This window comes from Corynebacterium sp. HMSC08A12 (genome assembly GCF_001807485.1).
In the GTDB taxonomy this organism is placed as follows: Bacteria; Actinomycetota; Actinomycetes; order Mycobacteriales; family Mycobacteriaceae; genus Corynebacterium; species Corynebacterium evansiae.
The window spans coordinates 18,637-43,979 of record NZ_KV789173.1 but is presented as its reverse complement, the minus strand read 5'-3'; the positions used below and the strand labels follow the sequence as shown (position 1 = coordinate 43,979).

General features: G+C 63.6%; 19 protein-coding genes and 2 tRNA genes. 13 read left to right on the top strand and 8 right to left on the bottom strand.

The annotated features are described in order from the left end of the window. Positions 1-64 precede the first annotated feature (64 nt). Positions 65-1,447, bottom strand: a complete 1,383-nt coding sequence (locus HMPREF3166_RS04800; protein ID WP_070487920.1) for an MFS transporter — start codon at positions 1,445-1,447, stop codon at positions 65-67. Positions 1,448-1,476: 29 nt separating this feature from the next. Next, a tRNA-Gln gene (locus HMPREF3166_RS04795) sits at positions 1,477-1,548 on the bottom strand. Between the two features lie 90 nt (positions 1,549-1,638). Between HMPREF3166_RS04795 and mfd the strand changes: the two genes are divergently transcribed. Both mfd and HMPREF3166_RS04785 read left to right on the top strand, forming a co-directional pair. Beyond that, the gene (gene mfd, locus HMPREF3166_RS04790; RefSeq protein WP_070487918.1) at positions 1,639-5,394 is read left to right on the top strand and encodes a transcription-repair coupling factor; all 3,756 of its coding nucleotides are present in this window, start codon (positions 1,639-1,641) and stop codon (positions 5,392-5,394) included. A 25-nt stretch (positions 5,395-5,419) separates the two neighbouring features. Then, positions 5,420-6,745: a MazG nucleotide pyrophosphohydrolase domain-containing protein gene (locus HMPREF3166_RS04785; protein WP_083293819.1), complete on the top strand. Its 1,326-nt coding sequence runs from the start codon at positions 5,420-5,422 to the stop codon at positions 6,743-6,745. Here the strand turns inward: HMPREF3166_RS04785 and HMPREF3166_RS04780 are convergent. Genes HMPREF3166_RS04780 through HMPREF3166_RS04770 form a run of 3 tightly spaced genes read right to left on the bottom strand, consistent with a single transcriptional unit; the run spans position 6,742 to position 9,320 of the window. Beyond that, on the bottom strand, positions 6,742-7,599 hold the full coding sequence (locus HMPREF3166_RS04780; RefSeq protein ID WP_005293374.1) for a metal ABC transporter permease: 858 nt from the start codon (positions 7,597-7,599) through the stop codon (positions 6,742-6,744). The genes HMPREF3166_RS04785 and HMPREF3166_RS04780 overlap by 4 nt on opposite strands. After that, entirely contained in the window at positions 7,596-8,405 is an 810-nt protein-coding gene (locus HMPREF3166_RS04775) for a metal ABC transporter ATP-binding protein (RefSeq protein ID WP_005293372.1), read from the bottom strand. The genes HMPREF3166_RS04780 and HMPREF3166_RS04775 overlap by 4 nt, the downstream gene beginning before the upstream one ends. Next, the gene (locus HMPREF3166_RS04770) at positions 8,406-9,320 is read right to left on the bottom strand and encodes a metal ABC transporter solute-binding protein, Zn/Mn family (RefSeq protein WP_070487914.1); all 915 of its coding nucleotides are present in this window, start codon (positions 9,318-9,320) and stop codon (positions 8,406-8,408) included. A gap of 123 nt (positions 9,321-9,443) precedes the next feature. On the opposite strand from HMPREF3166_RS04770, the gene HMPREF3166_RS04765 reads away from it, so the two are divergent. From HMPREF3166_RS04765 to HMPREF3166_RS04730, 8 genes are all read left to right on the top strand, one after another. Beyond that, positions 9,444-10,160, top strand: coding sequence for a metal-dependent transcriptional regulator (locus tag HMPREF3166_RS04765; RefSeq protein ID WP_070487913.1), 717 nt, complete (start codon positions 9,444-9,446; stop codon positions 10,158-10,160). A gap of 38 nt (positions 10,161-10,198) precedes the next feature. Then, a complete protein-coding gene (locus HMPREF3166_RS04760) occupies positions 10,199-11,068 on the top strand; it encodes a lytic transglycosylase domain-containing protein (protein ID WP_070487911.1) in 870 nt (289 codons plus the stop codon). 214 nt (positions 11,069-11,282) lie between these two features. Next, positions 11,283-12,560 carry a phosphopyruvate hydratase gene (eno, locus tag HMPREF3166_RS04755; protein WP_034985815.1) on the top strand — a complete coding sequence of 426 codons (1,278 nt, stop codon included), beginning with the start codon at positions 11,283-11,285 and terminating at the stop codon, positions 12,558-12,560. A 119-nt stretch (positions 12,561-12,679) separates the two neighbouring features. Further along, a complete protein-coding gene (locus HMPREF3166_RS04750; RefSeq protein ID WP_070487909.1) occupies positions 12,680-13,417 on the top strand; it encodes an FtsB family cell division protein in 738 nt (245 codons plus the stop codon). A gap of 76 nt (positions 13,418-13,493) precedes the next feature. Further along, positions 13,494-14,060, top strand: coding sequence for a DUF501 domain-containing protein (locus tag HMPREF3166_RS04745; RefSeq protein WP_070487907.1), 567 nt, complete (start codon positions 13,494-13,496; stop codon positions 14,058-14,060). Between the two features lie 65 nt (positions 14,061-14,125). After that, positions 14,126-15,121, top strand: a complete 996-nt coding sequence (locus HMPREF3166_RS04740) for a Ppx/GppA phosphatase family protein (RefSeq protein WP_070487906.1) — start codon at positions 14,126-14,128, stop codon at positions 15,119-15,121. Next, a tRNA-Leu gene (locus tag HMPREF3166_RS04735) sits at positions 15,112-15,185 on the top strand. Before HMPREF3166_RS04740 ends, HMPREF3166_RS04735 begins: the two co-directional genes overlap by 10 nt. Positions 15,186-15,324: 139 nt before the next feature. After that, positions 15,325-16,488, top strand: coding sequence for an acyl-CoA dehydrogenase family protein (locus HMPREF3166_RS04730; protein WP_070487993.1), 1,164 nt, complete (start codon positions 15,325-15,327; stop codon positions 16,486-16,488). Between the two features lie 18 nt (positions 16,489-16,506). Here HMPREF3166_RS04730 and HMPREF3166_RS04725 read toward each other — a convergent pair whose 3' ends face one another. Together HMPREF3166_RS04725 and HMPREF3166_RS04715 are read right to left on the bottom strand one after the other, a co-directional pair. Further along, positions 16,507-17,682 carry a hypothetical protein gene (locus HMPREF3166_RS04725; protein WP_141741129.1) on the bottom strand — a complete coding sequence of 392 codons (1,176 nt, stop codon included), beginning with the start codon at positions 17,680-17,682 and terminating at the stop codon, positions 16,507-16,509. Positions 17,683-17,821: 139 nt separating this feature from the next. After that, positions 17,822-19,906, bottom strand: a complete 2,085-nt coding sequence (locus HMPREF3166_RS04715; protein ID WP_070487900.1) for an acyltransferase family protein — start codon at positions 19,904-19,906, stop codon at positions 17,822-17,824. A 200-nt stretch (positions 19,907-20,106) separates the two neighbouring features. On the opposite strand from HMPREF3166_RS04715, the gene HMPREF3166_RS04710 reads away from it, so the two are divergent. From HMPREF3166_RS04710 to HMPREF3166_RS04700, 3 genes are all read left to right on the top strand, one after another. Beyond that, positions 20,107-21,753, top strand: coding sequence for a bifunctional ADP-dependent NAD(P)H-hydrate dehydratase/NAD(P)H-hydrate epimerase (locus tag HMPREF3166_RS04710; protein WP_070487991.1), 1,647 nt, complete (start codon positions 20,107-20,109; stop codon positions 21,751-21,753). Positions 21,754-21,832: 79 nt separating this feature from the next. Continuing rightward, complete coding sequence (locus tag HMPREF3166_RS04705) at positions 21,833-22,531, top strand: SDR family oxidoreductase (protein ID WP_070487899.1); 699 nt, start codon at positions 21,833-21,835, stop codon at positions 22,529-22,531. A gap of 7 nt (positions 22,532-22,538) precedes the next feature. After that, the gene (locus HMPREF3166_RS04700) at positions 22,539-23,657 is read left to right on the top strand and encodes an NAD(P)-binding domain-containing protein (RefSeq protein ID WP_070487897.1); all 1,119 of its coding nucleotides are present in this window, start codon (positions 22,539-22,541) and stop codon (positions 23,655-23,657) included. An 84-nt stretch (positions 23,658-23,741) separates the two neighbouring features. Here HMPREF3166_RS04700 and HMPREF3166_RS04695 read toward each other — a convergent pair whose 3' ends face one another. Beyond that, positions 23,742-25,343 (bottom strand): succinic semialdehyde dehydrogenase, encoded by a 1,602-nt coding sequence (locus HMPREF3166_RS04695; protein WP_070487895.1) that lies wholly within the window; start codon positions 25,341-25,343, stop codon positions 23,742-23,744.

The following is a 25,343-nucleotide window of genomic DNA, read 5'->3' as shown; positions in this document are numbered from 1 at the left end:
TTAAAAGCGAATACCAGCATAGCGCCGCTTAGCTACCGCATCGGGGAGGGGCGCCCGCGGGCGTTTAGGAAATCTTGTTTTTGCCCACCGAGACTTCCGGCAGGGTCTTCGACAGCGCGGCGCCGAGTAGCCCGAAAAGCGCCAGCGCAGCCAGTGCGACCTCGGGGGAAACCAGTGCCAACACACTGGTCAGCGCACCCACAATCAGAAGCAACACGCCCATCAGGGTGTTCGCCACCGAGACATAGCGGGTGCGTTGCGTGCCCTCTGCCATGTCCACGATGTAGGTAGAGCGGGCGACCCTAATCGCGGCGTGGGCAAGCGAGATGATGAAGAACGCGATGGGCAGCCACCACACCAGGGCGGTGGTCCACGCATGGGCGTCACTAAGCGAAGAAGCGTAACCCAGTGCCACGGTGATGATGAGCACGATCGTCGCCAGTAGTGCGGCGCCGGACAGGGTGTTGCGGGAGCTCACATCGGACAGTAAGCCGGAGATCCTGCCCGCGAGCAGCGAGGCCACGCCGGAGGCGATCACGAACGTTCCCAGGCCCGTGAAGATGGCGCTGGCCAGCGAGGATTCCTCCGTCACGCTCTGCTGGTTCGCCATCGTCACCAGGAACGTCGGCGACAGTGCAGAGGCCAGCAGCAGTGATCGGACCAGCACGAAGCGCCTAAAGTCACGGTCAGAACGCACGAGGTCCACGATGTCGTCGAACACATCGCGTAGGTAGTTCGTGCCCTGTGGTAGCTCTTTTTGTTCTTGTTTAGTGACGCCCTCACGGATCCCCTTAAACAGCCATGCGCTGGCCAGCCAGGCTGCGGTGGCGATGGCGAAGAGCACTGCGAAGAGGGTAGGGGTCAGCTCGCCGCGGGCGGCCTGAATGGCCACACCCACCAGGATCGCCACCGCGCCGGACAAGGTGGTGGCAAAGCCGGTCAGCCGCCCGCGGAACCCCTTGGGAACCGTGCGCCCGGCAATGTCCTTGCTGGTCAGCGAAACCAAAGAGCGGCAGGTGGACAGCAGGGCGAGGGCGAACAGAATGATCAACCCGGCCAGCAGCCCGTCGGTCAGAAGCGCGGCGGCGACCATGATCGCGCACGCCAGCGCCTGGCCGAGCGTGCCGACAAGCATGAAACCCAGCCGCGAGGTCTTTGTCTGCAGCCACGGGCGGAACAGGGCCTGCGGCAGCATCGAACCGGACTCACGGATAGGCACCAGCAGCGGGATGATCCACGCCGGGGCGGCGACGACAGACAGGAACCACGGCAGAACCGTCTTAGCGGAAACGATCTGATCGCCGATGTTCTGTGTGCCGAAGCCCAGGGAATAGCGGCCTGCGTTTTCCTCGACGTGCTTCAGGTCGCTCTCGGGTGGCGTGCCGATGAATTTCGTGGTGAATGTGTGCCAGAACCTGCTGGATTCTGTGCTGGATTTGCCGGACATGTATCGCCCCACCCTTCCAAATGAAAAAGCTCTCCCACCAGGACTCGAACCTAGAATGACGGTACCAAAAACCGTAGTGTTGCCAATTACACCATGGGAGAAGCGCACATATTAATGTGCAGCGAACACTTTACAGCACGCCCAACCGGGCGCATAAACCGCAGTGTGGCGTGGAGGATAAACTGTTGGCCATGAGTCAGACAGCCACGCCCAAAGCCAACGCCAACCGCTCTTCGAACCCGGCGCCTAGCCTGGCGGGGCTGCTGAAAGCCGCTGCGCAGGACGGGAAACTGCGTGGGATGATGACGCACCTGGGGGAGCGTTCCCTTCACATGCAGGCCCCCGAGGGCGCGTGGCCTTTCGCGGTCGGCACGCTGGCGCAGCGCACCCCGCTGCTGGTGGTGACTGCCACGGGGCGCCAGGCTCAGGACCTCACCACGGTGCTGCGCTACATGCTGGGTGACCGGGTGGAACTATTCCCGTCGTGGGAGACCCTGCCGCACGAGAAGCTTTCCCCGGCCGTGGAGACAGTCTCCACCCGCATGCGCGTACTGCGCCGCCTGCACGAGGGAGACGAGGACCTGCAGGTGGTGGTGGCTCCGACCCGCGCAGCTGTGCAACCCGTGCAGTCGAACCTGGGCGAGGTCACCCCGGCGCGGTTGAAGGTGGGCGAGGAGATCGACTTCGACTCCCTGACCCACCGCCTGCAAGAGCTCGGCTACACGCACGTCGACGTGGTCGGCAAGCGCGGCCACTTCGCCATTCGCGGCGGCATTGTGGACATCTTCCCCGCGACCGAGGAAATGCCCGTCCGCGTGGACTTCTGGGGCGACGAGATCACGGAGGTGCGCGCCTTTAGCGTCGGCGACCAGCGGACCATCCCCGGGGTGGAGCCGGACCAGGTGATGGTCTATGCGTGCCGGGAATTGGTTGTCACGGACGAGGTGGCGTCCAAAGCAAAAAACCTTGCCCAAGAGCACGCCGGCAACGCGGAATTGGCCGAGATCCTCGACAAGATCAGCCAGAAGATCCAGGTGCAGGGGATGGAATCGCTGATCCCGGCGCTGCACACGGCCGAGCTAGTGGCGCTGCCGGAGCTTATGCCGGAAGGTACGCACACGCTGGTGATGGCGCCCGCAGCCGTCGAACGCCGTGCTCACGACCTGCGCGAAACCGGCCAGCAGTTCCTCGAGGCCGGCTGGGATGTTGCGGCGATGGGAGGTTCGGCGCCGATGGAGGGCGTGGCTTACCTATCGATCGACGCGGTGCAGAAGGTACAGCAGAAGCTGGGGCGGCCCTGGTGGACGTTGTCTACGCTCGGGATGGCCGATTTTGACGCCGACACTTCCGATGTTCTGGAACTCAACTACGACTCGGCGCCCCGACCGCACGGCGAGATGGAGGCCATCGGTGCGCTGATGAGCGACATCCGCAAGCGCGTCGAATCCGGCGGAAGGGTGGCCTTCGCGGCCCCAACCCCGGCCGTGGCGGCCCGCATGCTGCGGCGCTTCCAAGAAGCCGGCATTGCGGCCGAGGCGATCGGCGTGGACCTCAGCGGCAGCCGGGGCCTGGGGCGGATCAAGAAGTCCAAGCACACCACCGCCGACGAGCCCGCGCCGCACCAGGTGAGCATCTACCACGCGGTGGCCTACGAGGGGCTGGTGTTCCCCTTCGCCGGGGACGACAAGCGCCCTAGCCTGCTGTTCTTCACGGAAACGGATCTGACCGGCAACCGCGTGGACGCGAAGGCCACGGGTAAGCGCAAGCCCGCGAAGAAGCGCAACCGCGTGGATCCGCTGGCGCTGGAGCCGGGTGATCTGGTGGTGCACGATTCCCACGGCATCGGAAAGTTCGTGAAGATGACGGAACGCACGGTGGGCAAGGGGCCGGACGCCTCCCGCCGTGAATACCTGGTGCTGGAATACGCTCCCAGCAAGCGGGGTGGGCCGGGCGATCAACTCTATGTGCCGATGGATCAGCTGGATATGCTGTCGCGCTACGTCGGCGGGGAGAAGCCCGCGCTGTCGAAGATGGGCGGCGCGGATTGGAAGAACACCAAGCGTAAGGCCCGCGGTGCTGTGCGCGAGATCGCGGGCGAATTGGTGCAGCTCTACGCCAGCCGCCAGGCCGCGCCGGGCTATGCCTTTGCCCCGGATACGCCCTGGCAGCGGGAGATGGAAGATGCCTTCCCGTTCACAGAGACCGAGGACCAGTACAACGCCATCGAGGCCGTGAAGGCCGACATGGAAAAGCCGGTGCCGATGGACCGCGTGATCGTCGGCGACGTGGGCTATGGCAAGACCGAGGTGGCGGTGCGCGCCGCATTCAAGGCCGTGCAGTCGGGCAAGCAGGTGGCCGTGCTGGTGCCTACCACCCTGCTGGCGCAGCAGCACTTCAACACGTTCAGCGAGCGCATGCAGGACTTTCCCACCACCATCAAGGAGCTGTCCCGCTTTACCACCCCGGCGGAGTCCAAGAAGGTTATCAATGGCATGGCCGACGGCACGGTGGACATCGTGATCGGTACCCACCGCCTGCTGCAGACGGGCGTGCACTGGAAGAACCTGGGGCTGATCATCGTGGACGAGGAGCAGCGCTTCGGCGTGGAGCACAAGGAGCACATCAAGTCGCTGCGCACCCACGTGGACGTGCTGACGATGTCCGCAACCCCGATTCCCCGCACGCTGGAGATGTCGATGGCGGGCATCCGCGAGATGTCGACGATCCTCACCCCGCCGGAGGATCGCCACCCGGTGCTGACGTATGTGGGTGCGCAGGAGGATAAGCACGTGGCCGCGGCCATCCGCCGCGAGCTGTTGCGCGACGGGCAGGTGTTCTACGTCCACAACAAGGTTCGCAGCATCGAGCAGACCGCTGCGGACATTCGCCGCCTGGTACCGGAGGCCCGGGTAGTGGTCGCACACGGCCAGATGAGCGAGGAACAGCTGGAGACCACGGTGAAGGGCTTCTGGGATCGCGAGTTCGACGTGCTGGTGTGTACCACCATCGTGGAGACTGGCCTGGACATCGCCAACGCCAACACCTTGATCGTGGAAAATGCCCACCACATGGGCCTTTCCCAGCTGCACCAGCTGCGCGGGCGCGTGGGGCGTTCCCGTGAGCGCGGCTACGCCTACTTCCTCTACCCGAAGGGGGAGGTGCTGACCGAGACCTCCTACGACCGCCTGACCACCATCGCCCAGAACAACGACCTGGGCGCGGGCATGGCGGTGGCCATGAAGGACCTGGAGATGCGCGGTGCCGGCAACGTTCTGGGCGCCGAGCAATCCGGACACATCGCGGGCGTGGGCTTCGACCTCTACGTGCGCCTGGTCGGCGAGGCCGTGGAAGCGTTCCGCGCGATGGCCGACGGCAAGCCCGTCGACGGCCGGGAGGAGGAAAAGAAGGAGATCCGCATCGACCTGCCGGTGGATGCGCACATCCCGGCCGAATACATCGCTTCGGAGCGCCTGCGCCTGGAGGCCTACCGCAAGTTCGCCGAGATACAGGACGAGGAGCAGATCGAGAAGGTCCTCGAGGAGTTGCGTGACCGCTACGGCGAGCCGCCGGAGCAGATCCAGATGCTCGCGGTGCTCTCGCGCCTGCGCCTGCTGTGCCGCGATCTGCAGGTCACGGAGGTGGTGGCCACGGGCTCGAAGATCAGTTTCAGCCCCATCGAGCTGCAGGATTCCACCCAGGTGCGCCTGAAGCGCCTGTTCCCCGCGGCGAACTACCGCGCGACCACCAAGATTGTGCTGATCCCGGCTCCGAAGCGCGGCCAGGGCATGCGCGCGGTTCCGCTGCGCGATACGGAGCTGGTGCAGTGGTGCGCCGATGCGTTGACGCAGCTGGCCGGCATCCCGATTCGCAGCATGACGGGTGGCGCCGGCAAGGGGGCTGGCAAGGGCTCAAGTAAGGGGGCAGGCAAGGATAAGGGCACGTCCTAAACACCGACGCGCTAGAATAACCGCCATGTCAGTCGTATTACTAGATCCCCGTTTCCCCGCGATGATTCCCGTGGAGGCCGTCGATCTGCTCCGTGGAGATGTGTGCTACACGGAGGAGGTGCCCATCCGCGTCCGCTGGGTTATCGCGGATCTGGGCGGCCACACGGTCGATGAGTCCGACATTATCGTCACGACGGATCTGGAAAACGAAGCTGTCGTTACCCGCATCGAGGCTGGTGAGGAACTCATTACCGCACCGAGCCTCAAGGTGCACATGGAGCCCGCCCGCGAGCTGGAGGCCGGTAGCTCTTCTGTTAGTGACGCCACCGACGGGGAAAACGCAGCCGAGATCACCCACTCGGGCGATGGCGTGGTGGACGGCGAGATCGTCGGGACCGACGAGCACACTGCGGCCGTGGCCGGCCTGCGCCGCACGACGCGCACCGAGGTGCCGGCTTCCGTGATGGATGAAATCGAGGACGCGGTGGCGCTGATGGCACGTGCTCTGCGCCAGGGGGAGTGGGAGCAGTCCATGACCCACACCAGCCTGGTGAAGTTCCTGCGGGAGGAAACAGAGGAGCTGGCTCGCACCATCGAACTGATGGAGAGCTGGAAGCGCGAGGGCGAGGGTGAGGCTGCTGCGCGCCCGGAGTGGATAGAGCAGGATCTGTGCTCCGAACTGTCGGACGTGTTTCTGCAGGTGCTCTTCCACGCGGAGATCGCCAACCGCCGTGGCGCCTTCGACATTGGCCACGTGGCCGGGGCGTTTTCGGCGAAGCTGCGCGCCCGCGCCCCCTACCTGTTTGAGGAGGTCGAGCGCCAGGTTCCGCGCCAGGAGCAGGACCGCCTGTGGGAGGAGGGCAAGAAGGAAGAGGAAGCCCAGCGAATCCGTAGTTTCGGCGAGGATTACCTGCGCTACAGCGAGGCCAAGAAGGAAGCTGAGCGGAAGGCGGCCGAGAAGCAGGCTGAGCCTGCACAGCCTGCTCAGTCTGCACAGCCCCGCCAGGAGCCGCACGCGGAACAGTTCCCGGCCGTCCAAGCGCTCGCTGAAACGGCAGGTCCGGCAGTCCCCGCCGGCTCTGTTGGCACAGCTGTCGGCTCGACTGGCACCAGCGCCCTGACCGCAGCGGAGGCCGTCATCGCTGAGGCGCGGGAGCAGGGAATCCCGGATAAGGACATCCCGACCGACATCCGCTACCCGATGGTTGGCCTGGAGCTAGATAGCCCCGGTGAGGCAGAGCGCCGCCTACACGAAGCTGTTGCGGCGTTCCGCGAGAAGCTGCAGTCCCAACAGCACAAGCCTCAGCATCCCAACCCCCAGCAGCCAGGGAGCCAGCAGCAGGGCAACTAGCGCCGCGTTAGAAAACTGCGTACCAGGCCTTCACGTGGGGCGAAGAGGTACGTCAGCCCGAAGATGGCCGACTGTACCAGCACGATGGTGCCGCCAGTGGATACGTCTACGTTGAAGCTCAGCAGGATGCCCGTGATGCAGCTGACCCACGCCACCAACGGGGCAATAAGCAGCATGTGGCGGAAGCGGCGCGTCCACAGGTAAGCGGTTGCGCCGGGGGTAATCAGCATTGCTACCACCAAGATCACGCCAACGGCCTGGGCGCTGGCCACCACCACGCACGCCAGGCACGCCAACAGTGCCCACCGTATGGCCTTCGTATTGAAGCCCATGGTTCTGGAGTGTTCGGCGTCAAAAGCCCACAGAGTAAACGTGCGTGCATTCGCCAGCAACACCACAAACGCGATGCCTCCAATGGCCAGGATCTGCCACAGTGCGGACTGCGTTATGCCCAGCAGGTTGCCGAACAGGATCTCCTGTAAGTGCGTGCCGCTAGGCGTCACAGAAAGAAGCACTAGTCCGAGGGCGAAGAAGGTGGTGAAGACAATGCCGATGGAGGTGTCCTCCCGCAGGGTGGTTCTTTCCTTTACCGAGCCGACCAGGCCGACGGCGATGAGTGCGGCCAGCATCGCACCGACGGCGAAGGGCGCTCCGGTGATGTAGGCCAGCACCACACCGGGCAGCACGGCGTGGGAGACCGCATCGCCTAGCAGTGACCAGCCCACCAAGATCAGCCAGCAGCTCAGTAGTCCCGCGACCACGGCCATCACGCTGGCGGCGAGCACCGCCCGCTGTACGAAGCTGTAGCTCAGGGGCACCAGGATTGGGTCGAAAAGAGTCGAAAGTGTGCTCATCGCTGCGCCTCCTCACTAGCGACCAGCTGTGCGTCCGCCGTGTTGGTGCTGAAGGTGCGCGCGAGGTTCTCTGCTGTCAGAACCTCTTCCAGCGCCCCTTCGGCCACGATCCGCCGGTTGAGCATAGCCACGTTGTCGCACAGTTCCGGCAGCCGGTCCAAATCGTGTGTGGAGATCAGTAGCGCTGTCCCGGCCTCGGCGAGCTCGTGTAGCAGTGCGGTGATCTGCGATTGTGACTGCGTATCCACCCCTGCGAAGGGTTCGTCCAGCAGCATGATTTTCGCCTCCTGCGCGATGCCGCGTGCTACGAAAACGCGCTTGCGCTGGCCACCTGATAGCGCGCCGACGGGGCGGTTCTGCAGGTCGGTCAGTCCGGTCTGCCGCAATGCCGCGTCGATGATGCGGTTGTTTTCTCTTTTCTCTTGACGCCAACTCTTCAGCCCCCATAGCGCCGAACCCTGCGGTAGCAGGCCTACCTTGGAGCGTGCGCGGCGCCGTCCGCTGGCAACAATGTCGCGCACGCTGATGGGGAAGTTCCAGTCCACGTGGTCGTGTTGAGGGACGTAGGCCACCGTGCCGCGTGAGCCGGTGGCGTTGACCGTTATGCTCCCGGAAGTGGGGCGCACCAGCCCCATGATGGCTTTGAACAGGGTGGACTTGCCCGCGCCGTTCATGCCGATCAAGGCGGTGATCTGGCCGAAGCCGAGCTGCAGGTTTACGCCGGTGAGAGCATCGACGTGGCCGTAACTCACGTGCACATTGTCGACGACCAGCGCGGGGGAGGGGGAAGAGTGTGGCGAGTTCATCTATTCCTTCGGATTCTTGCCCGTGAGTCCGCTGACGATGGTTTGAGCGTCGTAAGAAAGAAGGTCGAGGTAGGTCGGTACAGGACCGTCGGCTTCGGAGAGCGAGTCGACGTACAGTGTACCGCCGTCGCGGGCACCGGTATCTCGCATGAGCTGTTCCTTCGGCCCGGGCTCCACTGTAGATTCGCAGAAAACAGCGGGGACGTCATTGTCCTTGACGAAATCGGCTGCCTGGGTGATTTGCTGGGGAGTGATCTCGCCCTCGGTGTTGACAGGCCAGATGTAGCCCTCCTTCATGCCGGCATCGTGGGTGAGGTAGCTGAAGGCACCCTCACAGCTCATCAGTGTCCGCTGGTGGCGAGGCAGGGATTTCAGGCCGTCCTGGAGCTCGGTCTGCACGTCGTCGAGCTTGTCTTTGTACTTCTTGCCGTTGTCCTCGTAGGTCTTTGCGTTTTCCGGACGCAGGTCGCTCAAGGCCTGGACGATGTTGTCCACATAGGTTTTGGCGAGGGGGGGGCTCATCCAGGCGTGTGGGTTGGGCTGATCGGTGCCCTTGATGTTGATGGGCTTCACGCCGTCGCTGGCAGTGGTGCGCTGGGCGGAGCTGTCTGCGGTCAGCTTGTCCAGCCAGTGTTCCAGTCCCAGTCCGTTGTTGATGATGAGCTCCGCTTCGGACGCGGCGGCGATGTCGCTGGGGGTGGGGTCGTAGCCGTGAACCTCCGCGCCGGGTTGGGTCAGTGAGCGCACGGTGAGGGTATCGCCGGCGATGTTGGAGGTGATGTCTTCCAAGATGGTGAAAGTCGTTAGAACCTCGGCTTTTTCATCGGGTGTGTTCTCGCTATTGCAGGCGGTGGTGCCTGCAACTGCGAGGATTGTGGTGCACAGAGTTGCCACTAGCTTCTTACTGGGCTTCATTTGCAAGGTAATAAACCTTCCGATAGTGAGGGGCATAATGTTCAATGTATTGAACAATATAGTGCAGCTTAATCCACACCCTTGAGTTCTTAAAACCCCGATTACCCCCGTACACTGGTCGACATGCATGTCACAGACCTTCCCGAGAGGTCCCAGGATTACCTGAAGAAGATCTTCGATCTGCAGGAGTGGTCCGGAGGTGGGGTTTCCCTCTCCGTCTTAGCCAGCCACATGGACCAGCGACCTTCTACTGCCTCGGAGGCGATCAAGCGCCTCGCCACCCAAGGGCTCGTCGACCACGCCCCTTATGGGGACATCGAGCTCAGTGAAGCGGGTCGCAGAATCGCCCTTACCATGGTTCGCCGCCACCGCCTGATCGAGACTTTTCTGTGCAACCACTTGGGCTACGGCCTGGATGAGGTGCACGACGAGGCCGAGGTTTTAGAGCATGCGGTCTCCGACACCTTCGTCGATCGCATCGCCAGCCTGCTAAATAACCCCACCCGTGACCCGCACGGTGACCCTATTCCCGACGAGGGTGGACACATTCCTGCGAGCTCGGCTTTCCTTCTTTCGGACGCCCACACGGGCGAGCAGCTTATCGTGGATCGCATCAGCGACAGGGATGCTGCCCTGGTGCGTTATCTCACCGAGCATGGCGTGCTCCCCGGGGTGCACATCACTGTCGGCGAACGCGTATTTGCAGATATGGCGGAGTTGCACATCACCGAGTCGGAAACGCGGGTTCAACTTCCAGCTAGTAGCCTAAGCGCAGTGTTGGTAAGCGCAGCCGATAAGAACTCGCAGAGCGGTCGCACTGAGAAGCCCAAGAAGGCATGAGAAGGCATAAGAAGGCTTAGGAAGTAGGAAGGATATTCATGGCGTCGAACCACTATCGCCGCCCGCAGAGGATCGAACCAAACGATTCTGTGTGGGATGACGACGCAGTCGGAAGCCGCCCGAACCGGGGGCTGCTGGGTGGTTGCGGATTCTTCGTCGTGGTCATCGCACTGCTGGGTATCATCGCCCTGGTCGGTTACCTGGTGGCAGGGTTCGTCACCAGTGACCGCGGCTCCGAATCCGACCGCCTGCCGGTGCCCACGGATATCCCGCCGAAGGCTGCGAGTCCGGCGCCGGACTTCGACCCGAACGACAGCGACCGCGCATACCAGCAGGCGCTGGACTGGGCTAAACCGAAGTCCGAGGAACTGCATATCCCTCTGCAGGCTCTCATGGCCTACGGAAAGGCCGAAGGCTTCGCCCGGAAGGAAACCCCCGACTGCAATCTGTCCTGGAATACGCTGGCCGGGCTCGGTTACGTAGAGACCCGCCACGGGACTTATGACGGCCAGCGCTTCGGGGCGTCCAAACTCAACGACGACGGCATCGCCGAACCTGACATCATCGGCCCGCAGCTCAACGGCCGCGAGTTCGCCAAGGTGGAGGACACCGACGACGGGCGCCTGGACGGCGACCGCGAGTACGACCGAGCGCTGGGGCCGATGCAGTTCATCCCCGAATCCTGGAAGATCTACGGGGTGGACGCGGACGGCGATGGCAAGAAGAATCCGCAAAGCGTCTATGATGCTGCCGCCACCGCGGCAAAGCTGCTGTGCAACGAGGGACGCGACCTCGGCACCGAAAGCGGCTGGAAGAGCGCGATCAAGGGCTACAACCTCTCCAACGAATACGTCATGCAGGTACGCGACGCAGCGGCGAACTACGCGATCGGCCAGTCGCCGCAGTAAGCCAATCCCCCTTTAGGGAGGGGTGGTTTTGGCCAGGTTTTGCGCCCGTGACGGCGAAAAATTTCTGGCGGTGCCACAATGGAAGTAGACCGCTGTGCTCGGTGCCACCCGTGGGCTGCCCAGCGCTGCGGTGGAGACCTTTGTTAGCTGTTAACCCAAGAACAGATAATCAACAGTTTGGCACCTCAATGCCACATGCCAAGGAGGCAGACACATGGCCCTGATCCTCAACATTGACGCCCGTGAAATCATCGATTCCCGCGGTAACCCGACCGTCGAGGTAGACGTACTTCTGGACGACGGCTCTTTCGGCCGCGCAGCCGTTCCCTCCGGCGCTTCCACCGGTGTGCACGAGGCACACGAGCTGCGTGATGGTGGCGAGCGCTACCAGGGCAAGGGCGTGCTCAAAGCCGTCAAGAACGTTATCGAGGACATTGACGAAGAACTGATGGGCGTGGAAGCAGACGATCAGCGCCTGATCGACCAGCTGATGCGCGACCTGGACGGCACCGAGAACAAGTCCAAGCTGGGCGCCAACGCCATCCTGGGTGTTTCCATGGCTGTTGCCCGTGCCGCTGCAGAGTCCGCCGACCTGCCGCTGTTCCGCTACGTCGGTGGCCCGAACGCCCACGTGCTGCCGGTACCGATGATGAACATCCTCAACGGTGGCGCACACGCCGACTCCGGCGTGGACGTCCAGGAGTTCATGATCGCCCCGATCGGCGCAGAGACCTTCTCCGAGGCACTGCGCGTTGGCGCCGAGGTCTACCACACCCTGAAGAAGGTCATTAAGGACAAGGGCCTATCCACCGGCCTGGGCGACGAGGGCGGCTTCGCCCCGTCTGTGGACTCCACCAAGGCAGCCCTGGATCTGATCGTCGAGGCCATCGAAAAGGCCGGCTTCAAGGTCGGCGAGGACGTCGCACTGGCGCTGGACGTTGCCTCCTCCGAGTTCTTCAAGGACGGCAAGTACCACTTCGAGGGCGGCGAGCACACCGCCGAGGAGATGGCGAAGGTCTACGAGGATCTGATCGAGGAGTACCCGATCGTCTCCATCGAGGACCCGCTGCAGGAGGACGACTGGGAGGGCTACACCGCCCTGACCGCCAAGATCGGCGACAAGGTTCAGCTGGTCGGCGATGACTTCTTCGTCACCAACCCGCAGCGCCTGGCCAAGGGCATCGAGGAGAAGGCAGCCAACGCGCTGCTGGTGAAGGTGAACCAGATCGGTACCCTCACCGAGACCTTCGACGCTGTCGAGCTGGCACACCGCAACGGCTACCGCAGCATGATGTCCCACCGCTCCGGTGAGACCGAGGACACCACCATCGCCGACCTGGCCGTCGCCCTGAACTGTGGCCAGATCAAAACCGGCGCTCCGGCTCGCTCCGAGCGCGTTGCCAAGTACAACCAGTTGCTGCGCATCGAGGAGATCCTGGGCGACGCAGCTGTCTACGCAGGCCGCTCCGCCTTCCCTCGCTTCACCAAGTAAGTGCTAGGCGCTCTCCAAGCGCGTAAGGCAATCAAGTAGCCCCAAGTAGCCCACCGCCATCCAGCCGATGGCCGTGGGCTACTCGCATTTCAGTCTCGCTTCGCTAGACTCTGTAGACCATGAGCAAATCGACCAAGGGCGAACCGGACAAGGAGCCGGAGGATCAGCCGCGCGCAGACGTGGCGTCCGAAAAAGAGGGGCCAGAAAACAGCCGCCCCGAGTCCGCCCACCTGCCCCGAGCACGGTCGATCGAGAGGCGCGAAAGGCGCCGAGCCCGCGCGCAAACCGCGCCGAAACGCATGGCGCGCTCCTTTGTAGAAGTGCCCAAGAACATGAGCCCCACCACGTGGCTCGTGACGCTGGTGTTGGTGATTTTCCTGGCGGTTTCCATAGCCAACCCGCTGCGTAACTACTTCGAGCAACGCGCCGAGCTGGCGCAGCTGAACCAGAAGATCGAGGCACAGGAGAAAGAGAAAGCGGAGCTCACCAGCGAGCTCAACCGCTACCGCGACGAAGACTTCATCAAGGAACAGGCGCGCACGCGACTGGGGTTGATTGAGCCGGGGGAGTCGGCATTCCGCATCATCTCCCCGAAGATTCACGCAGACGAGCTAGGTACCGAAACGGACGAAGAGTCCCAGGGTGAGGGTGACGGCAACCGCGACTGGTACGCCCAGCTGTGGGATGCGATCTCCACGCCGGAGGCAGAGCTCAAGGAAGACGATCCGGCGACCGAAGACCACAAACTGCCGACGGTGCCGGAGGAGAAGCCGGAGCAGGAACAGCCCGCAGCGCCCGCACCTGAGGAACAGCCCGCAGCGCCAGAAGGGGCGCCAGCGCCCGCACCGGGTAACTAGAGCGACTGACTTAGACCAGCTAACTAGAGCACCAAAACTAGAGCGAGACATTCCAACCAAGGAACCGAGGGAATCCATGACCAACCAACGCCAGCCCGGCCCGCCGACCGACGACGACCTGGAGGTAATGCGCCAGCAGCTCGGCCGCCCGCTTCGCGGTGTGGTCGAGGTCAGCTACTACACGCCGGATGGTGTTCCCGCAGTGGTGAAGACCCAGCCGAAGCTACCGGATGGCACACCGTTCCCCACGCTGTACTACCTGACGGACCCGCGTCTGACCGCCGAAGCCTCCCGCCTAGAGGTTGCAGGTGTGATGAAGACGATGCAGGCTCGGCTGCCCGAAGACGAAGATCTGGCTGCCGATTACCAGGCCGCGCACGAGCACTACCTGGCCGAGCGCAACAAGATGGAGGATCTGGGCACGGACTTCTCCGGCGGCGGCATGCCCGACCGGGTGAAGTGCCTGCACGTGCTGATTGCCTACGCGCTGGCGGAAGGGCCACAGCGGGTGCGCCTGGGCACCGAGGCCGTTGCGTTGGCCATCGAGAACAACCCGAAGCTTGAGGGCACGGCGTTGCCTGCGGACTGGCCGACGGCGGCCTCGCTGGGTACGTCCATGGATGCCGCGAGCATCGCGGAGTAGTCGCAAGGCTGCCGCAGAGTGACCGCAGCGTAACCCCAGGGCTGTCGCGGGGTAGCCTGGGTACCATGAGCACCGCCCAGAACCAGCCCCAGAACGAGTCCCAGACTCCCCGCTTCGCCGCCATCGACTGCGGTACGAATTCCATCCGCCTGCTGATCAGCGAGCGGACACCGGACGGGCAGATTAACGAGCTCAACAGGGATAACATCATCGTGCGCCTGGGTCAGGGCGTGGATGCCACGGGTCGCTTCGCCGACGAGGCCCTGCAGCGCGTGGACAAGGCTCTGCAGATCTACACCGACCGCATGGTCGAGTACGGCGTGGTTGACGTAATGATGGGGGCGACCTCCGCCACCCGCGATGCGGCAAACCGCGAGGAGTTCTTCGACATCACCCGCCGACACCTGGGGCGAGTGCGCGAGGGGGCGGTGGCGCAGGTGATCTCCGGCGAGCAAGAGGCGGAGCTGAGCTTCCACGGAGCCATCACAGATCTGCCAAATGCGCAAGACCGCACCGTGTGCGTCATCGACCTGGGTGGTGGCTCCACCGAGTTCGTCCTACACGGTCCGGGGCGCGAGCCGCAGGCTTTCTCGGCGGACATGGGCTGTGTGCGCCTGACAGAGCGATTCCTACACGACCAGCCACCGGCGGAGCAGCAGGTCGCCGAGGCTCGCGCCTTTGTTGGGGAGCTGATGGAGCAGGTGCGTTCTAACGTGGATCTGCGCGACGTGGATCAGGTCGTGGGTGTGGCGGGCACGATGACTACCCTCGCCGCCATTACCCTGGGGCTTTCCGAGTACGACTCGCGGGCTATCCACATGGCCACCCTGTCGCTGGAGGACTTCCGCGCCACGGCGCGCAATCTTTTGGGATTGACGCCACCCCAGCGCTGCGAGTACGGGCCTATGCACCCGGGCCGCGCGGATGTGATCGGTGGCGGTTCTATCGTGGTGGACGCCTTCACGAGCCAGTTCCTTGATTGGGGGCTTAGTGAGATCACGGTCAGCGAGAAGGATATATTGGACGGGATGCTGGCTGAGGTCATGGCACGCCCCCTATAGCCCAATTGGCAGAGGCAGCGGACTTAAAATCCGTTCAGTGTCGGTTCGAGTCCGACTGGGGGGACTTTTTGTTTTCTTTTAAAACCTCTTTTCGAAAGTGAGCTAGCTCACGATCGCACTGTTGTAGCGTTGTTTCCGAGAAAGTATTTTGCTGGCAAAATCACATGCTGGCGTTTCGATTCACTTTTGAGGGAGCCATCGACATGATTCTGGATAACTACCGCGCACCTTGGGAAACCGAGGAAACTGACGCCCTACGCCTGCACGCCCGCGAGTTCATCGCCAGGGAGGTGACTCCCAACGAGCTGAAGTGGGAAGAAAACCACCAGGTCGAGCGCGAGTTCTGGAACAAGGCCGGCGATGCTGGCCTGCTGTGCGCCTCCATCCCCGAGGAGTACGGCGGGGGTGGCGGTACCTTTGCCCACGAGGCAGTGATCCAGCAGGAGCTTGCCCTGGCTGGCGACTCCGCCTGGCACAACGGTGTGCACTCGGTGATCGTCGCCCACTATATCTACCACCTCGGCACGGAGGAGCAGCGTAAGCGCTGGCTGCCGGGAATGGCTAGCGGTGAGCTGGTCGGCGCGATCGCCATGACCGAGCCCGGAACCGGTTCCGACCTGCAGGCCATCAAGACCCGCGCGGAGCTGGATGGCGACGAGTGGGTAATCAACGGCTCGAAGACCTTCATCACTAACGGCACGCACTGCGACGTTGTGGTGATCGTCGCCCGCACCAACGACCAGCCGGGCGGCAGGGGACTGTCCCTGATCGTCGCCGAAACCAAGGATCTCGAGGGCTTCGAGCGTGGCCGCGTGCTGGACAAGATCGGCCAGCGTGGTCAGGATACCCGCGAGCTCTTCTTCACCGACATGCGAGTGCCCGCCGATAACCTGCTGGGAGGCAAGGAAGGTATGGGCTTCCTGCAGTTGATGCAGCAGCTGCCGCAGGAGCGCTTGATCCTGGCCATCGCCGGTTCATCCGCTTGCGAGGGCGCCGTGCGCGAAACCATCCGCTACGTCAACGACCGTGAGGCGTTCGGCCGCCCGATCCTGGGATTCCAAAACACCCAGTTCGTTCTGGCCGAGTGCGCGAGTGAGACGCTGGCGGCGAAGACTCTGACCGACCACTGCACGGCGCTACACATTGAGGGCAAGCTGACGCCCGCGCAGGCCTCGGCCGCGAAGTACCTGGCCTCCGACCTGCAGAGCTCCGTGGCAGACCGCTGCCTGCAGCTATTCGGCGGCTACGGCTTCATGCGCGAGTACCCGATCTCCCGCATGTACACGGATGCTCGCGTGCAGCGCATCTACGGCGGCACGAACGAGATCATGAAGCTGCTGATCGCCCGCGAGTTTAAGCAGGACTAGCGAGACTGGGCCAGGGGGTCAGAGGAAGGTCGGCGGCTCGGCTAGCTCGAAGTCCGTGCCGCCGTTCCAGGTCAGGTAGACCTGCGTGCGCTGGGAGGGGGAGGACATCGGGTCTGAATCGCCGTATCCGAGGTAGTCGAAGAACAGCTTTCCATCCTCGATCTTCACCTCGTCGGCCGTCTGGCCTCGCAGACCCATCGTCGGCAGATCTTCGTCGAGGTCATCCACCTGGGTGTAGCCCATCGGGGTGAGGTTCTTGTCGTACACCACGAAGTGGTTGACGAAGCTGTTTCCTCCCCGGTTGCTGTACATTTGCACGACGATTTCGTCCTCCCCGTCACCGTTAAGGTCGCCTTGAGCGTAGATTGGGGAGATTTTGTCGCGATCGCCGCTTGGATCGTTGCTGCCGAGTCTGATGTTGAAACCATAGCCGGGTTCGCCGTACACGCCATCGCTCAAAGTGACTGCCGGAAAGTTCGTTTCATCGGAGCGTTCGGCATCTTCGAGCACGCTGAAGTCGGGCACCGTCATTGAGGCCATCCGTGGGACTAGGTCGGCGGCGTCGAACTGCTCCCCGGACTCGCTGGATCCGTCGGAGTCGCCCCCGTCGTCGGAGTCTTCTGCCACTGGATCTGCGTCAGCCCCCTCGTCGTCCCTTGCGTCAGGTGCTGCGCCGGAGGCTGCGGAGGGCTTGCCGGGGTCAGCTTCGTTACCGGAGGTCTCGGTGAGCTTCTTGTATCCGAACAGGCCACCTGCCAGCAGCAGGACGCAGACGATGAAGGTGACGATTGCTGGCAGAAGTGCCGAGCTTTTCTTCGGAGGCTGAACCTGCGCCATGGCCTGGGCTGCCGCAGGTGGGGGAGCCATGCCCGGGCCGAACACGGGTGCGGGGCCTGCGCTGGGGCTGGGGCCTGGGGCTGAAATGGGATTGAAAGCTGGCTGTTGGGGCGGCGATACCGGCTCGAAAGGCTCTGTGGAGGGGTGCGTGGTGGAGCCGGTTTTCGCATCGGTGTCGGCGGCCGGGGTCTCGTCCGAGCGCACCATGGTCTTCCACTCGTTCCGCGAACTCCACTCGTTCCGCGAGTCGCGCGAACTGCGAGTGTTATTCGATGGCCCTGAGCTCTGCGAGTTCCACTGGTTTCTTTGGCTTCGCTGGTCTCGCTGGTTCCGGCTGCCGTTTTCCGGTGATTCCACGCCTGGGCTCCTACACGTTGGACTGCTTATGGGCGCTAATCTCACGAGCGTTGCATAAGCATTGCATTAAAGAAGAACGTACAGAAGCTTAGTGTGTTTCCGCACGTTCTTGGGAGTTTACGTTCTTGGGGGTTTGCTCCTACAGTCCGGAGTTCACCACCAACTCGTCGGAGGGCTGGCCGCCCTTCGACTTCGGGTAGGCCTTGGCCAGGGCAGCGGGGAAGCGCTCGGCGCGCTGGCTGTTGCCCTCGGGGCCGTAGTGGGCGAAATCGCCCTCGGCAAACCACTCGGGCTTCGCCTCGGCGGCCCAGTCGTAGATCCGCAGGTTCGGGTAATCCTTCTGCGCGTCACGCAGAGCCTGGTTGAACTCCTCCATGTTGGAGTTCGCGTAGTAGCCCTCGTTGGTGTTGGTGGTGACCGTCGGCCACATGACCTTCTGGTCGCCCAGAATGTCCATCATGATCTTGATGCGCTCCGGGGCTGCCAGGTTTGCGCCCGCCGCGTAGTTAGCCGCATCGTTCACACCGGTAGCGATAACCCAGCAGGTATCCGGGCCAGCGGCGGTGGGCAGCAGCTCCTGTACGGAGTCGATGGCCGGCGGGTAGCTCTGTGAACCGTCCTCGGACTGCCATCCCTCGGTGGTGTTGCGCGCGCCGAAGACACTGTCGATGACTTCCTCTGCGCCGTACTTCAGATACGTCTCGAAGGCCGTGTTCTCGGGGTCATTCACCATGTCGTTGGCGAACATGCCGATGGACGTGGAATCGCCGACATGCACCACGCGCTTGCAGCTCATCAGCTTGGAATCCGGTTCCTGGTCGACATCTTCGGCAGGCCCCTCAGCATTGGGGTTCTGCGGCCCCGCAGCCTTCCCAGCGCCACCCGGGCGCTGCGACGGATCCAGTTCCATTGCGGGCTCACCGCCCTTGCCCGCGCCAGCTTCCTGCTGGGATGCCGTGGGGTTGATGCTAATGGGCGTCGCACCAATAGCGACCACCGCGGCCAGCACCACAGCGGCACCGGAAGTGAAGTAGGTGGGGAACGGCTGGCGGAAAATGCCCACAGGCGTGCCAGAGCCGTCGCGGTTGTCGCCGACCTCGCGGTCTGCTTTGCGGCTGCGCAGCCATGCCTTGATCGGCGGGATCACGCCGTGCTTGCGGATTGGATCCTCGATCAGCGTCCAGCTGATGGCGGCCAGAGCCACGCTCACGCCGATGGTGATGATGCTGGCCAGCAGCTTGTTGTTCTCCAGCCACGACTGCGGCATGAAGGCAATTACCGGCATGTGCCACAGGTAAATGCCATAGGAACGCTCGCCGAGCCAGCGGATCGGGCCAAAGCCCAACACCCGGCTCCACAGGCTCTGCGGGTGCAGAACGGAGAAGATCGCCAGCACGGAAGCTACGGAAAGCAGAATTAGCCCGCCGTGGTACAGGAACATCGATTCCTGCTCCACCAGCACAACAAGCGCCACGATGCCCGCCAGGCCGATAAGGCCAAACAGGTTCGCGGTGCTTTTCGCAGGTTCGACGGACTTACCCGCTTGGCGGCGGGAGGATAGCCAAATCGCCAGGCACGCACCCAGCAGCAGGCCGCCGGCACGGGTATCGGTGCCTTCGTATGCGCGGGTGTTGTCCACCCCCGGGGTTGCCAGCACCCACATCCAGGCGAAGGAGGCGCCCGTCAGCAGCAAAGAGCCAATCAGTGCACCAATCCGCGAGCGGGTAACAACCAGCAGTACAAGCAGCACCAGGGGCCAGAGCAGATAGAACTGCTCTTCGACGGACAGTGACCACATGTGGCTCAGCGGGCTCGGCCCGCCAAAGTTATCCCAGTAGGACTTTTCCTGGAAGATGGTGTGCCAGTTGTTCACGTAGAACAGGGCGGAAAGTGCTTCCCAGAAACGATTGGTGAGCTCGTTGCGGGCAAGCGCCGCAGTCAGAATCAGAGTGGCAAGCAGCGTGACTATCACCGCCGGCATAAGGCGCCGGAACCTGCGCAGCCAGAAGGTGCGGAGCGTCAAGTTGCCCTTCTTATCCCACGAACGCATGAGGTTCGCGGTGATGAGGTAACCCGAGAGCGTGAAGAACACGCCCACGCCCATGAGTCCCCCGACGAAGCCGGGAACGTGCAGGTGGTACAGCACAACCACGGCAACTGCGATCGTCCGCAGCCCGTCGAGTCCGGATACGTACCGCTGATTCTTGTTTATTGGGCGAGGCATGTGAAGCGAATGAACCTTTTTCCAAAAGTGAGGCGCTTATGAGGTTTTATGCGCGCCGCCGGCGCGTCAGTTCAGACTATGCAGTCTAGCCCTTTGGGGAACCTTTGGGAAACGATTTTTTTAGGACGCCCTCACGCGGGCGGGGCTTGGGGTCTGGTTCGAGCGCAGGGTAGGTGCGTTGCACACCTATCATGGGAGACATGCGCACTCTTTATACAGCCCAGGACATCCGCACGGCCGAGGCGGCTTTGTTCCCCCGCGAGCAGCGAGAGGACGAGCTGATGCAGTCTGCCGCGCACGCAGTGGCGGTCGTAGCGGAAAAGATGCTGGCCAAAGCAGAGGAGTCGGCGGGCGCTGCGGAAGGTTCCGTGTTGTTGCTGGTCGGCCCGGGTGGCAACGGCGGCGATGCGTTGTACGCTGGCGCGGTTCTTGCGATGCAGGGTAGGAAGGTCGAGGCCTTCCCGCTCGAAGGCGCCGACCGCGTGCACGAGCGCGCCGCGCGGGCCTTCACTGCGGCGGGTGGCAGCTTCGTCGGCCTGGAGCGAGCAGACAGTTATCGCGTGATCGTCGACGGGATGTTCGGCCTCGGCGGGCGTGGTGAGATCCCGGTGGAGGTCGACGAGTTCCTGCGAGAGGCCCAGGGGGTGCGCGCTGGAAGGAAGCGCCGGCCGCTTGTGTTGGCCATCGACCTTCCCAGCGGTGTGGTTGCTGATACCGGCAAGGCGCCGGGCAGGCACGTTAGTGCCGACGTGACCGTCACTTTCGGTGGGTTGCGCCGGGCACACGGCCTGAGCGCGGCGTGCGGGACGGTGCTGTGCGAGGACATCAACCTGGACGATGGTTCTATGCTTTCCGCCGAGCTGTCCAGGCTCCAAAGCGCCGTCTCTTTGTGGCACACGCCTGTCGAGCGCCTTGCGCCGGAAGGTTTGGCCGCGCAGCTGCTCGGCAGTCCGGAACCTCTGCCCGGGGAGCTGCCCGGCGAGCCGGGGGCAGTGGACGACAAATACTCCGGCGGGGTAGTGGGCATCTGCGCGGGCAGCAAGGACTATCTGGGAGCAGGCGTGCTGGCCACGCTCGCGGCGGTGAACACCACCAGCTCGATGGTGCGCTACATCGGCGAGCACCCCGAATACGTTCTGGCGAGCACCCCGGAAGTCGTTGTGCACCCTGTGGTTCGCGGGGCGGGGCAGGTGCAGGCGCGCATGGTTGGCTCCGGTCGTGGCACGGATCGCGATGCCCGCGACGAACTGCTCGCCGTTCTAGACATGGTGCAGCCCTTGGTTCTGGACGCCGACGCGATCACCGTCCTGGCGAAGAACCCTGACGTTCTAGAGATCCTGCGTGCTCGCAACGCTCCCACGCTGCTCACCCCGCACGACGGGGAGTTTGACCGGCTGGCTAAGGCGGCCGGACTGCCGGCGGAATCGCCGGACCGGATCACCTCCACAGAACGGCTGGCAGGTGAACTGAACTGCACGGTTTTGCTGAAGGGCCGCTTCACCATCATCGCCAACCCACAGCGCACTGTGGTTGTCGATACCGCATCGTCCTGGGCCGCTACTCCCGGATCCGGCGACGTATTAGCGGGAATTCTGGGCGCGCTGGTGGCGCGCGATGCCGGCAAGCGGGCTCGGGACACCGGATACACAGAAGCCGGCCAGTACGAGTTGGAGGCGCACGAGGCAGACTACGTGGTCGATTCAGCTGCGGTTGGTGTGGCTATCCACGCTGCGGCGTCATATATATCCTCCCTTACCCCGTACGGCCCGGCACCGACCTCGGCGCTGAAGATCGCGCAGCACATCCCGCATGCGACGGCGTGGCTGGGCACAGTGGTGCAGGGGTAGGCGCCCGACCACGAATAACGCGAGAACGCGCAAGGGCACAGAGCAAGAGAACACGAGAGCAATAGAAGGGAAAGCAACAATGGATCGCAAGATCGCACTGATCACCGGCGGCACGCGAGGCATCGGCCTGGCGATTGCCCGCGAACTGCAGGACGACTACCACCTGATCATCGGCGGAAGCTCGGAGAAGGCCTACGACGTTGCCTCCCAGTTCCCAAGCGCGCAAGGCTTCGTGGCGGATCTCGCCGATACGGAAGGCATCGGTGCAGCTGTGGCAGAACTGGGGCTCGATAGTCTGGATGTGCTGGTGCACTCCGCGGGTGTGGTGGCCCACGACCCGGTCACCGAAACCACTCCTGAACAGTGGAAACACGCTTTCGACATCAACCTGTTTGCGGTTGCGGAGCTCACCCGGCAGCTCCTCGGCGCACTGCAGTCGGCGCACGGAACCGTGGTGACGATCAACTCCGGCGCGGGCTACCGCTCCAGCGTGGGCTTTGGCCCGTACGCCACCACGAAGTTCGCCCTGCGTGCCTACACCGATGCTCTGCGGGAGGAGCAGCGCGACAAGATCCGCGTGAGCTCCATCCACCCGGGCAAGGTCGATTCCGACATGCAGCGCCAGATCCAGACCCACCGCGGTGTGGCCGAAGCGGATTACGACGAAACCCAGTACCTGCGCCCGGAATCGGTGGCGAAGGCCGTGCGCCTGGCCATTGATGCGACGGACGATGCCATGGTCGAGTCTCTGACGATCCGCCCGGCCAACGGGCGCTAAGTATTACATGGCACACTCAGCTCCAGACCTAAACCGCGATCCAAACCGCATCCTGGACTGCGCCATTGTCGGCGGCGGCCAGTCCGCACTGGCCACGGCCTTCTACCTGCGCCGGGAGGGAAGGCGGGGCCGCAAAGCTCCCGACTTTGCGGTGTTCGACGATCAGCCGGAACCGGGTGGGGCCTGGCGGCACATGTGGCCGTCGATGACGTTGTTCTCCGCCGCCAACTTCTCCAACCTTCCGGGCATGCCGATGCCCAGTTACGAAGGGTCTAAGGGCTATCCACCGCCCGGCCATGTGGTCGACTACCTGCGCGAATACGAGCGCCGTTACGATCTGCCCGTCATCCGTCCCGTGCATATCGACCGGGTGGAGTACGACGAGCCGACCGGGCTGTTTCATCTGCACGCCCGCCCGGGTAGCGGCGCTGCCCGCCCGACTAGCTCCTCCCACACCCTGCGCTCCCACACCTGGCGTGCCCGCACCGTCGTCGCCGCCACGGGCACGTGGTCCGCGCCTTTCGTTCCCTATTATCCCGGCAAGTTTGCTGGCCAGCAGTGGCACACCGCCACCTACCCGGGGCCGGAGCCGTTCGCCGGTTCCTCCGTGGCCGTCGTGGGAGCGGCTAACTCGGGAGCACAGATCGCCGCCGACCTGGCCGACGGCGCCGACGTCGCCGACGTCACCTGGTTCGTCCGCCACCCGCCCCGCTGGATGCCGGACGACGTCGATGGCGCGGAGCTCTTCCGCCGCAACCGCGAACGCTACCTCGCCGTTTCCGCAGGTAAGGAAGACCCCGGCGCCGATTCCAGCCTCGGGGACATCGTCATGCTTCCCGCGGTCCGCCGCGCCCGGGACTCCGGACACCTGCGCCCCACCCCGATGTTCTCCTCCCTCGACGAAGTCACCACCGACCACCTGATCTGGTGCACCGGCTTCCGCCCCGCCCTCGGCCCTTTTCGCGGGTTGCTCTCTTTTCGTGGTGACGCCCCCTCGCCCCAGCACCCCGGCCTCTTCCTCGTGGGCTATGGCGATTGGGTGGGTCCAGGCTCCGCCACCATCACTGGCGTTGGAGTGCATGCAAAAAGGGTGGCCGCCGAGGTAGTGGCGGCCACCCGAGGGTGACGGTCGCGCGAGCATCGCGTGGCGGGCTTTGCCGCAAGGCCTACTGTGAAACTACGGCGCAGTTTCGGCGCTACTTCAGCACAGTTACGGCAGCATGCGGAAGGTCTTGCCGGCCTTCAGCAGGGTGAGCATGACCTTGGAGAAGCTCTTCCGGCTGAGGGACTCCGGTCCGCGGAAGTACATGAAGCGCTGCGAGGTGACGTTCTGTGTTGCCGTGTACTTCTGCAGCCCCTCCGCGCCGTGGCGGTGGGAGACACCGGATTCCTTCATGCCGCCCATGGGGTTATCGATGGCCGCCCAGCTGGAGGTGTAGCCATCGTTCAGAGCCACCGAACCGGACTCGATCTTCGGGCCGATCTTCCAGGCAGTGTCGTCGGCGGCAAACACAGAAGCGTTCAGGCCGTAGTCCGTGTCATTGGCCAGCTCGATCGCGTCGTACAGATCCTCCACCGGCTCGATGTACACCACCGGCCCGAAGACCTCCTCGGTGCGTAGCAGCGCATCCTCTGGAACGTCCACCATGACCGTCGGCTCGTAGAAGTACGGCCCCAGATCTGGGCGCTTCTTGCCACCGCACAGGATGTTCGCGCCCTTCTCGCGGGCGTCCTCCACGTACTTCTCCACGGTCTCCAGCTGGCTGGCGGAAGCCAGCGAACCCATCTGCGTCTCCCACTCGAAGCCGCTGCCTAGGCTCATGGACTGCACGCGAGAGGAAAACGCGCCCACGAAATCCTCGTAGGATGCACGCTCGACGTAGATGCGCTCGATGGAAACACACAGCTGACCGGAGTTAGAGAAGCACGCATCGATAGCTCCGCGGGCTGCGTAGTTGACGTCCGCGTCGTTGGCGATAATCAGCGGGTTCTTGCCACCCAGCTCGGCCGAGTAGCCGATCAGGCGACGGCCAACCTGCTCGCCCAAAACCTTGCCCGTTGCGGTGGAGCCAGTGAACATCAAGAAGTCGCACTGATCCGCAATGGCACTACCAACCACGCGGCCGGACCCGGTAACTAACTGCACCAGGTCGCGCGGCAGTCCGGCGTCAAAAAGAAACTTAAAGACCAAAAGCGAGGTAAAAGGCGTAGCAGAGTCGGGCTTAGCGACCACAGCGTTTCCGGCGAGGAGCGCGGGGATCGCGTCGCCAATGCCGAGGGACAGCGGGTAATTCCACGGGCTGATCTGGCCGACCGCGCCCAGCGGGTGACGGTACTCGATGGACTTCGCCATGATCGACATCGCCGAGGCGCGCTTGCGCGGCTTCATGAACTTCTCCACGTTGTTGGAGTAGTAGCGCGCATTGTTGGCGACGTCCATGACCTCGTCAAAGGCGCTGGCGCGGTTCTTGCCGGTCTCCAGCTGCACCATGTCGCAGAGCAGCTCGGCGTTCTTTAAAACCAGGTCGTGGAAGCGGCGGAAGATGCGCTTGCGCTCGGCGAAGGGGACATGCACCCAGGACTGCTGGGCGCGGCGGGCGAAGCGGAAGGCTTCGGTGACATCGTCGGCGTCACCGCTGGCGACCCAGCCGATCGTCTCGCCGAGGAAGGGAGCCTCGATCTCCAGGCGCTTGCCGTCGTAATCGTCGTTGAGGTTGTGCAGGCGGGCGTTGGTGGTGAGCTCGCGCAGCTCTACTTCCAGGTCGGCGGGCAGAGCGGCTACGGATAGGCGCTTGTAGTTGGTTCGTTTCAT

Bases quoted from the DNA above. Each gene is read 5' to 3' on its own strand.
- HMPREF3166_RS04800 (WP_070487920.1), bottom strand. From the start codon at position 1,447: ATGTCCGGCAAATCCAGCACAGAATCCAGCAGGTTCTGGCACACATTC.
- mfd (WP_070487918.1), top strand. From the start codon at position 1,639: ATGAGTCAGACAGCCACGCCCAAAGCCAACGCCAACCGCTCTTCGAAC.
- HMPREF3166_RS04785 (WP_083293819.1), top strand. From the start codon at position 5,420: ATGTCAGTCGTATTACTAGATCCCCGTTTCCCCGCGATGATTCCCGTG.
- HMPREF3166_RS04780 (WP_005293374.1), bottom strand. From the start codon at position 7,599: ATGAGCACACTTTCGACTCTTTTCGACCCAATCCTGGTGCCCCTGAGC.
- HMPREF3166_RS04775 (WP_005293372.1), bottom strand. From the start codon at position 8,405: ATGAACTCGCCACACTCTTCCCCCTCCCCCGCGCTGGTCGTCGACAAT.
- HMPREF3166_RS04770 (WP_070487914.1), bottom strand. From the start codon at position 9,320: ATGAAGCCCAGTAAGAAGCTAGTGGCAACTCTGTGCACCACAATCCTC.
- HMPREF3166_RS04765 (WP_070487913.1), top strand. From the start codon at position 9,444: ATGCATGTCACAGACCTTCCCGAGAGGTCCCAGGATTACCTGAAGAAG.
- HMPREF3166_RS04760 (WP_070487911.1), top strand. From the start codon at position 10,199: ATGGCGTCGAACCACTATCGCCGCCCGCAGAGGATCGAACCAAACGAT.
- eno (WP_034985815.1), top strand. From the start codon at position 11,283: ATGGCCCTGATCCTCAACATTGACGCCCGTGAAATCATCGATTCCCGC.
- HMPREF3166_RS04750 (WP_070487909.1), top strand. From the start codon at position 12,680: ATGAGCAAATCGACCAAGGGCGAACCGGACAAGGAGCCGGAGGATCAG.
- HMPREF3166_RS04745 (WP_070487907.1), top strand. From the start codon at position 13,494: ATGACCAACCAACGCCAGCCCGGCCCGCCGACCGACGACGACCTGGAG.
- HMPREF3166_RS04740 (WP_070487906.1), top strand. From the start codon at position 14,126: ATGAGCACCGCCCAGAACCAGCCCCAGAACGAGTCCCAGACTCCCCGC.
- HMPREF3166_RS04730 (WP_070487993.1), top strand. From the start codon at position 15,325: ATGATTCTGGATAACTACCGCGCACCTTGGGAAACCGAGGAAACTGAC.
- HMPREF3166_RS04715 (WP_070487900.1), bottom strand. From the start codon at position 19,906: ATGCCTCGCCCAATAAACAAGAATCAGCGGTACGTATCCGGACTCGAC.
- HMPREF3166_RS04710 (WP_070487991.1), top strand. From the start codon at position 20,107: ATGCGCACTCTTTATACAGCCCAGGACATCCGCACGGCCGAGGCGGCT.
- HMPREF3166_RS04705 (WP_070487899.1), top strand. From the start codon at position 21,833: ATGGATCGCAAGATCGCACTGATCACCGGCGGCACGCGAGGCATCGGC.
- HMPREF3166_RS04700 (WP_070487897.1), top strand. From the start codon at position 22,539: ATGGCACACTCAGCTCCAGACCTAAACCGCGATCCAAACCGCATCCTG.
- HMPREF3166_RS04695 (WP_070487895.1), bottom strand. From the start codon at position 25,343: ATGAAACGAACCAACTACAAGCGCCTATCCGTAGCCGCTCTGCCCGCC.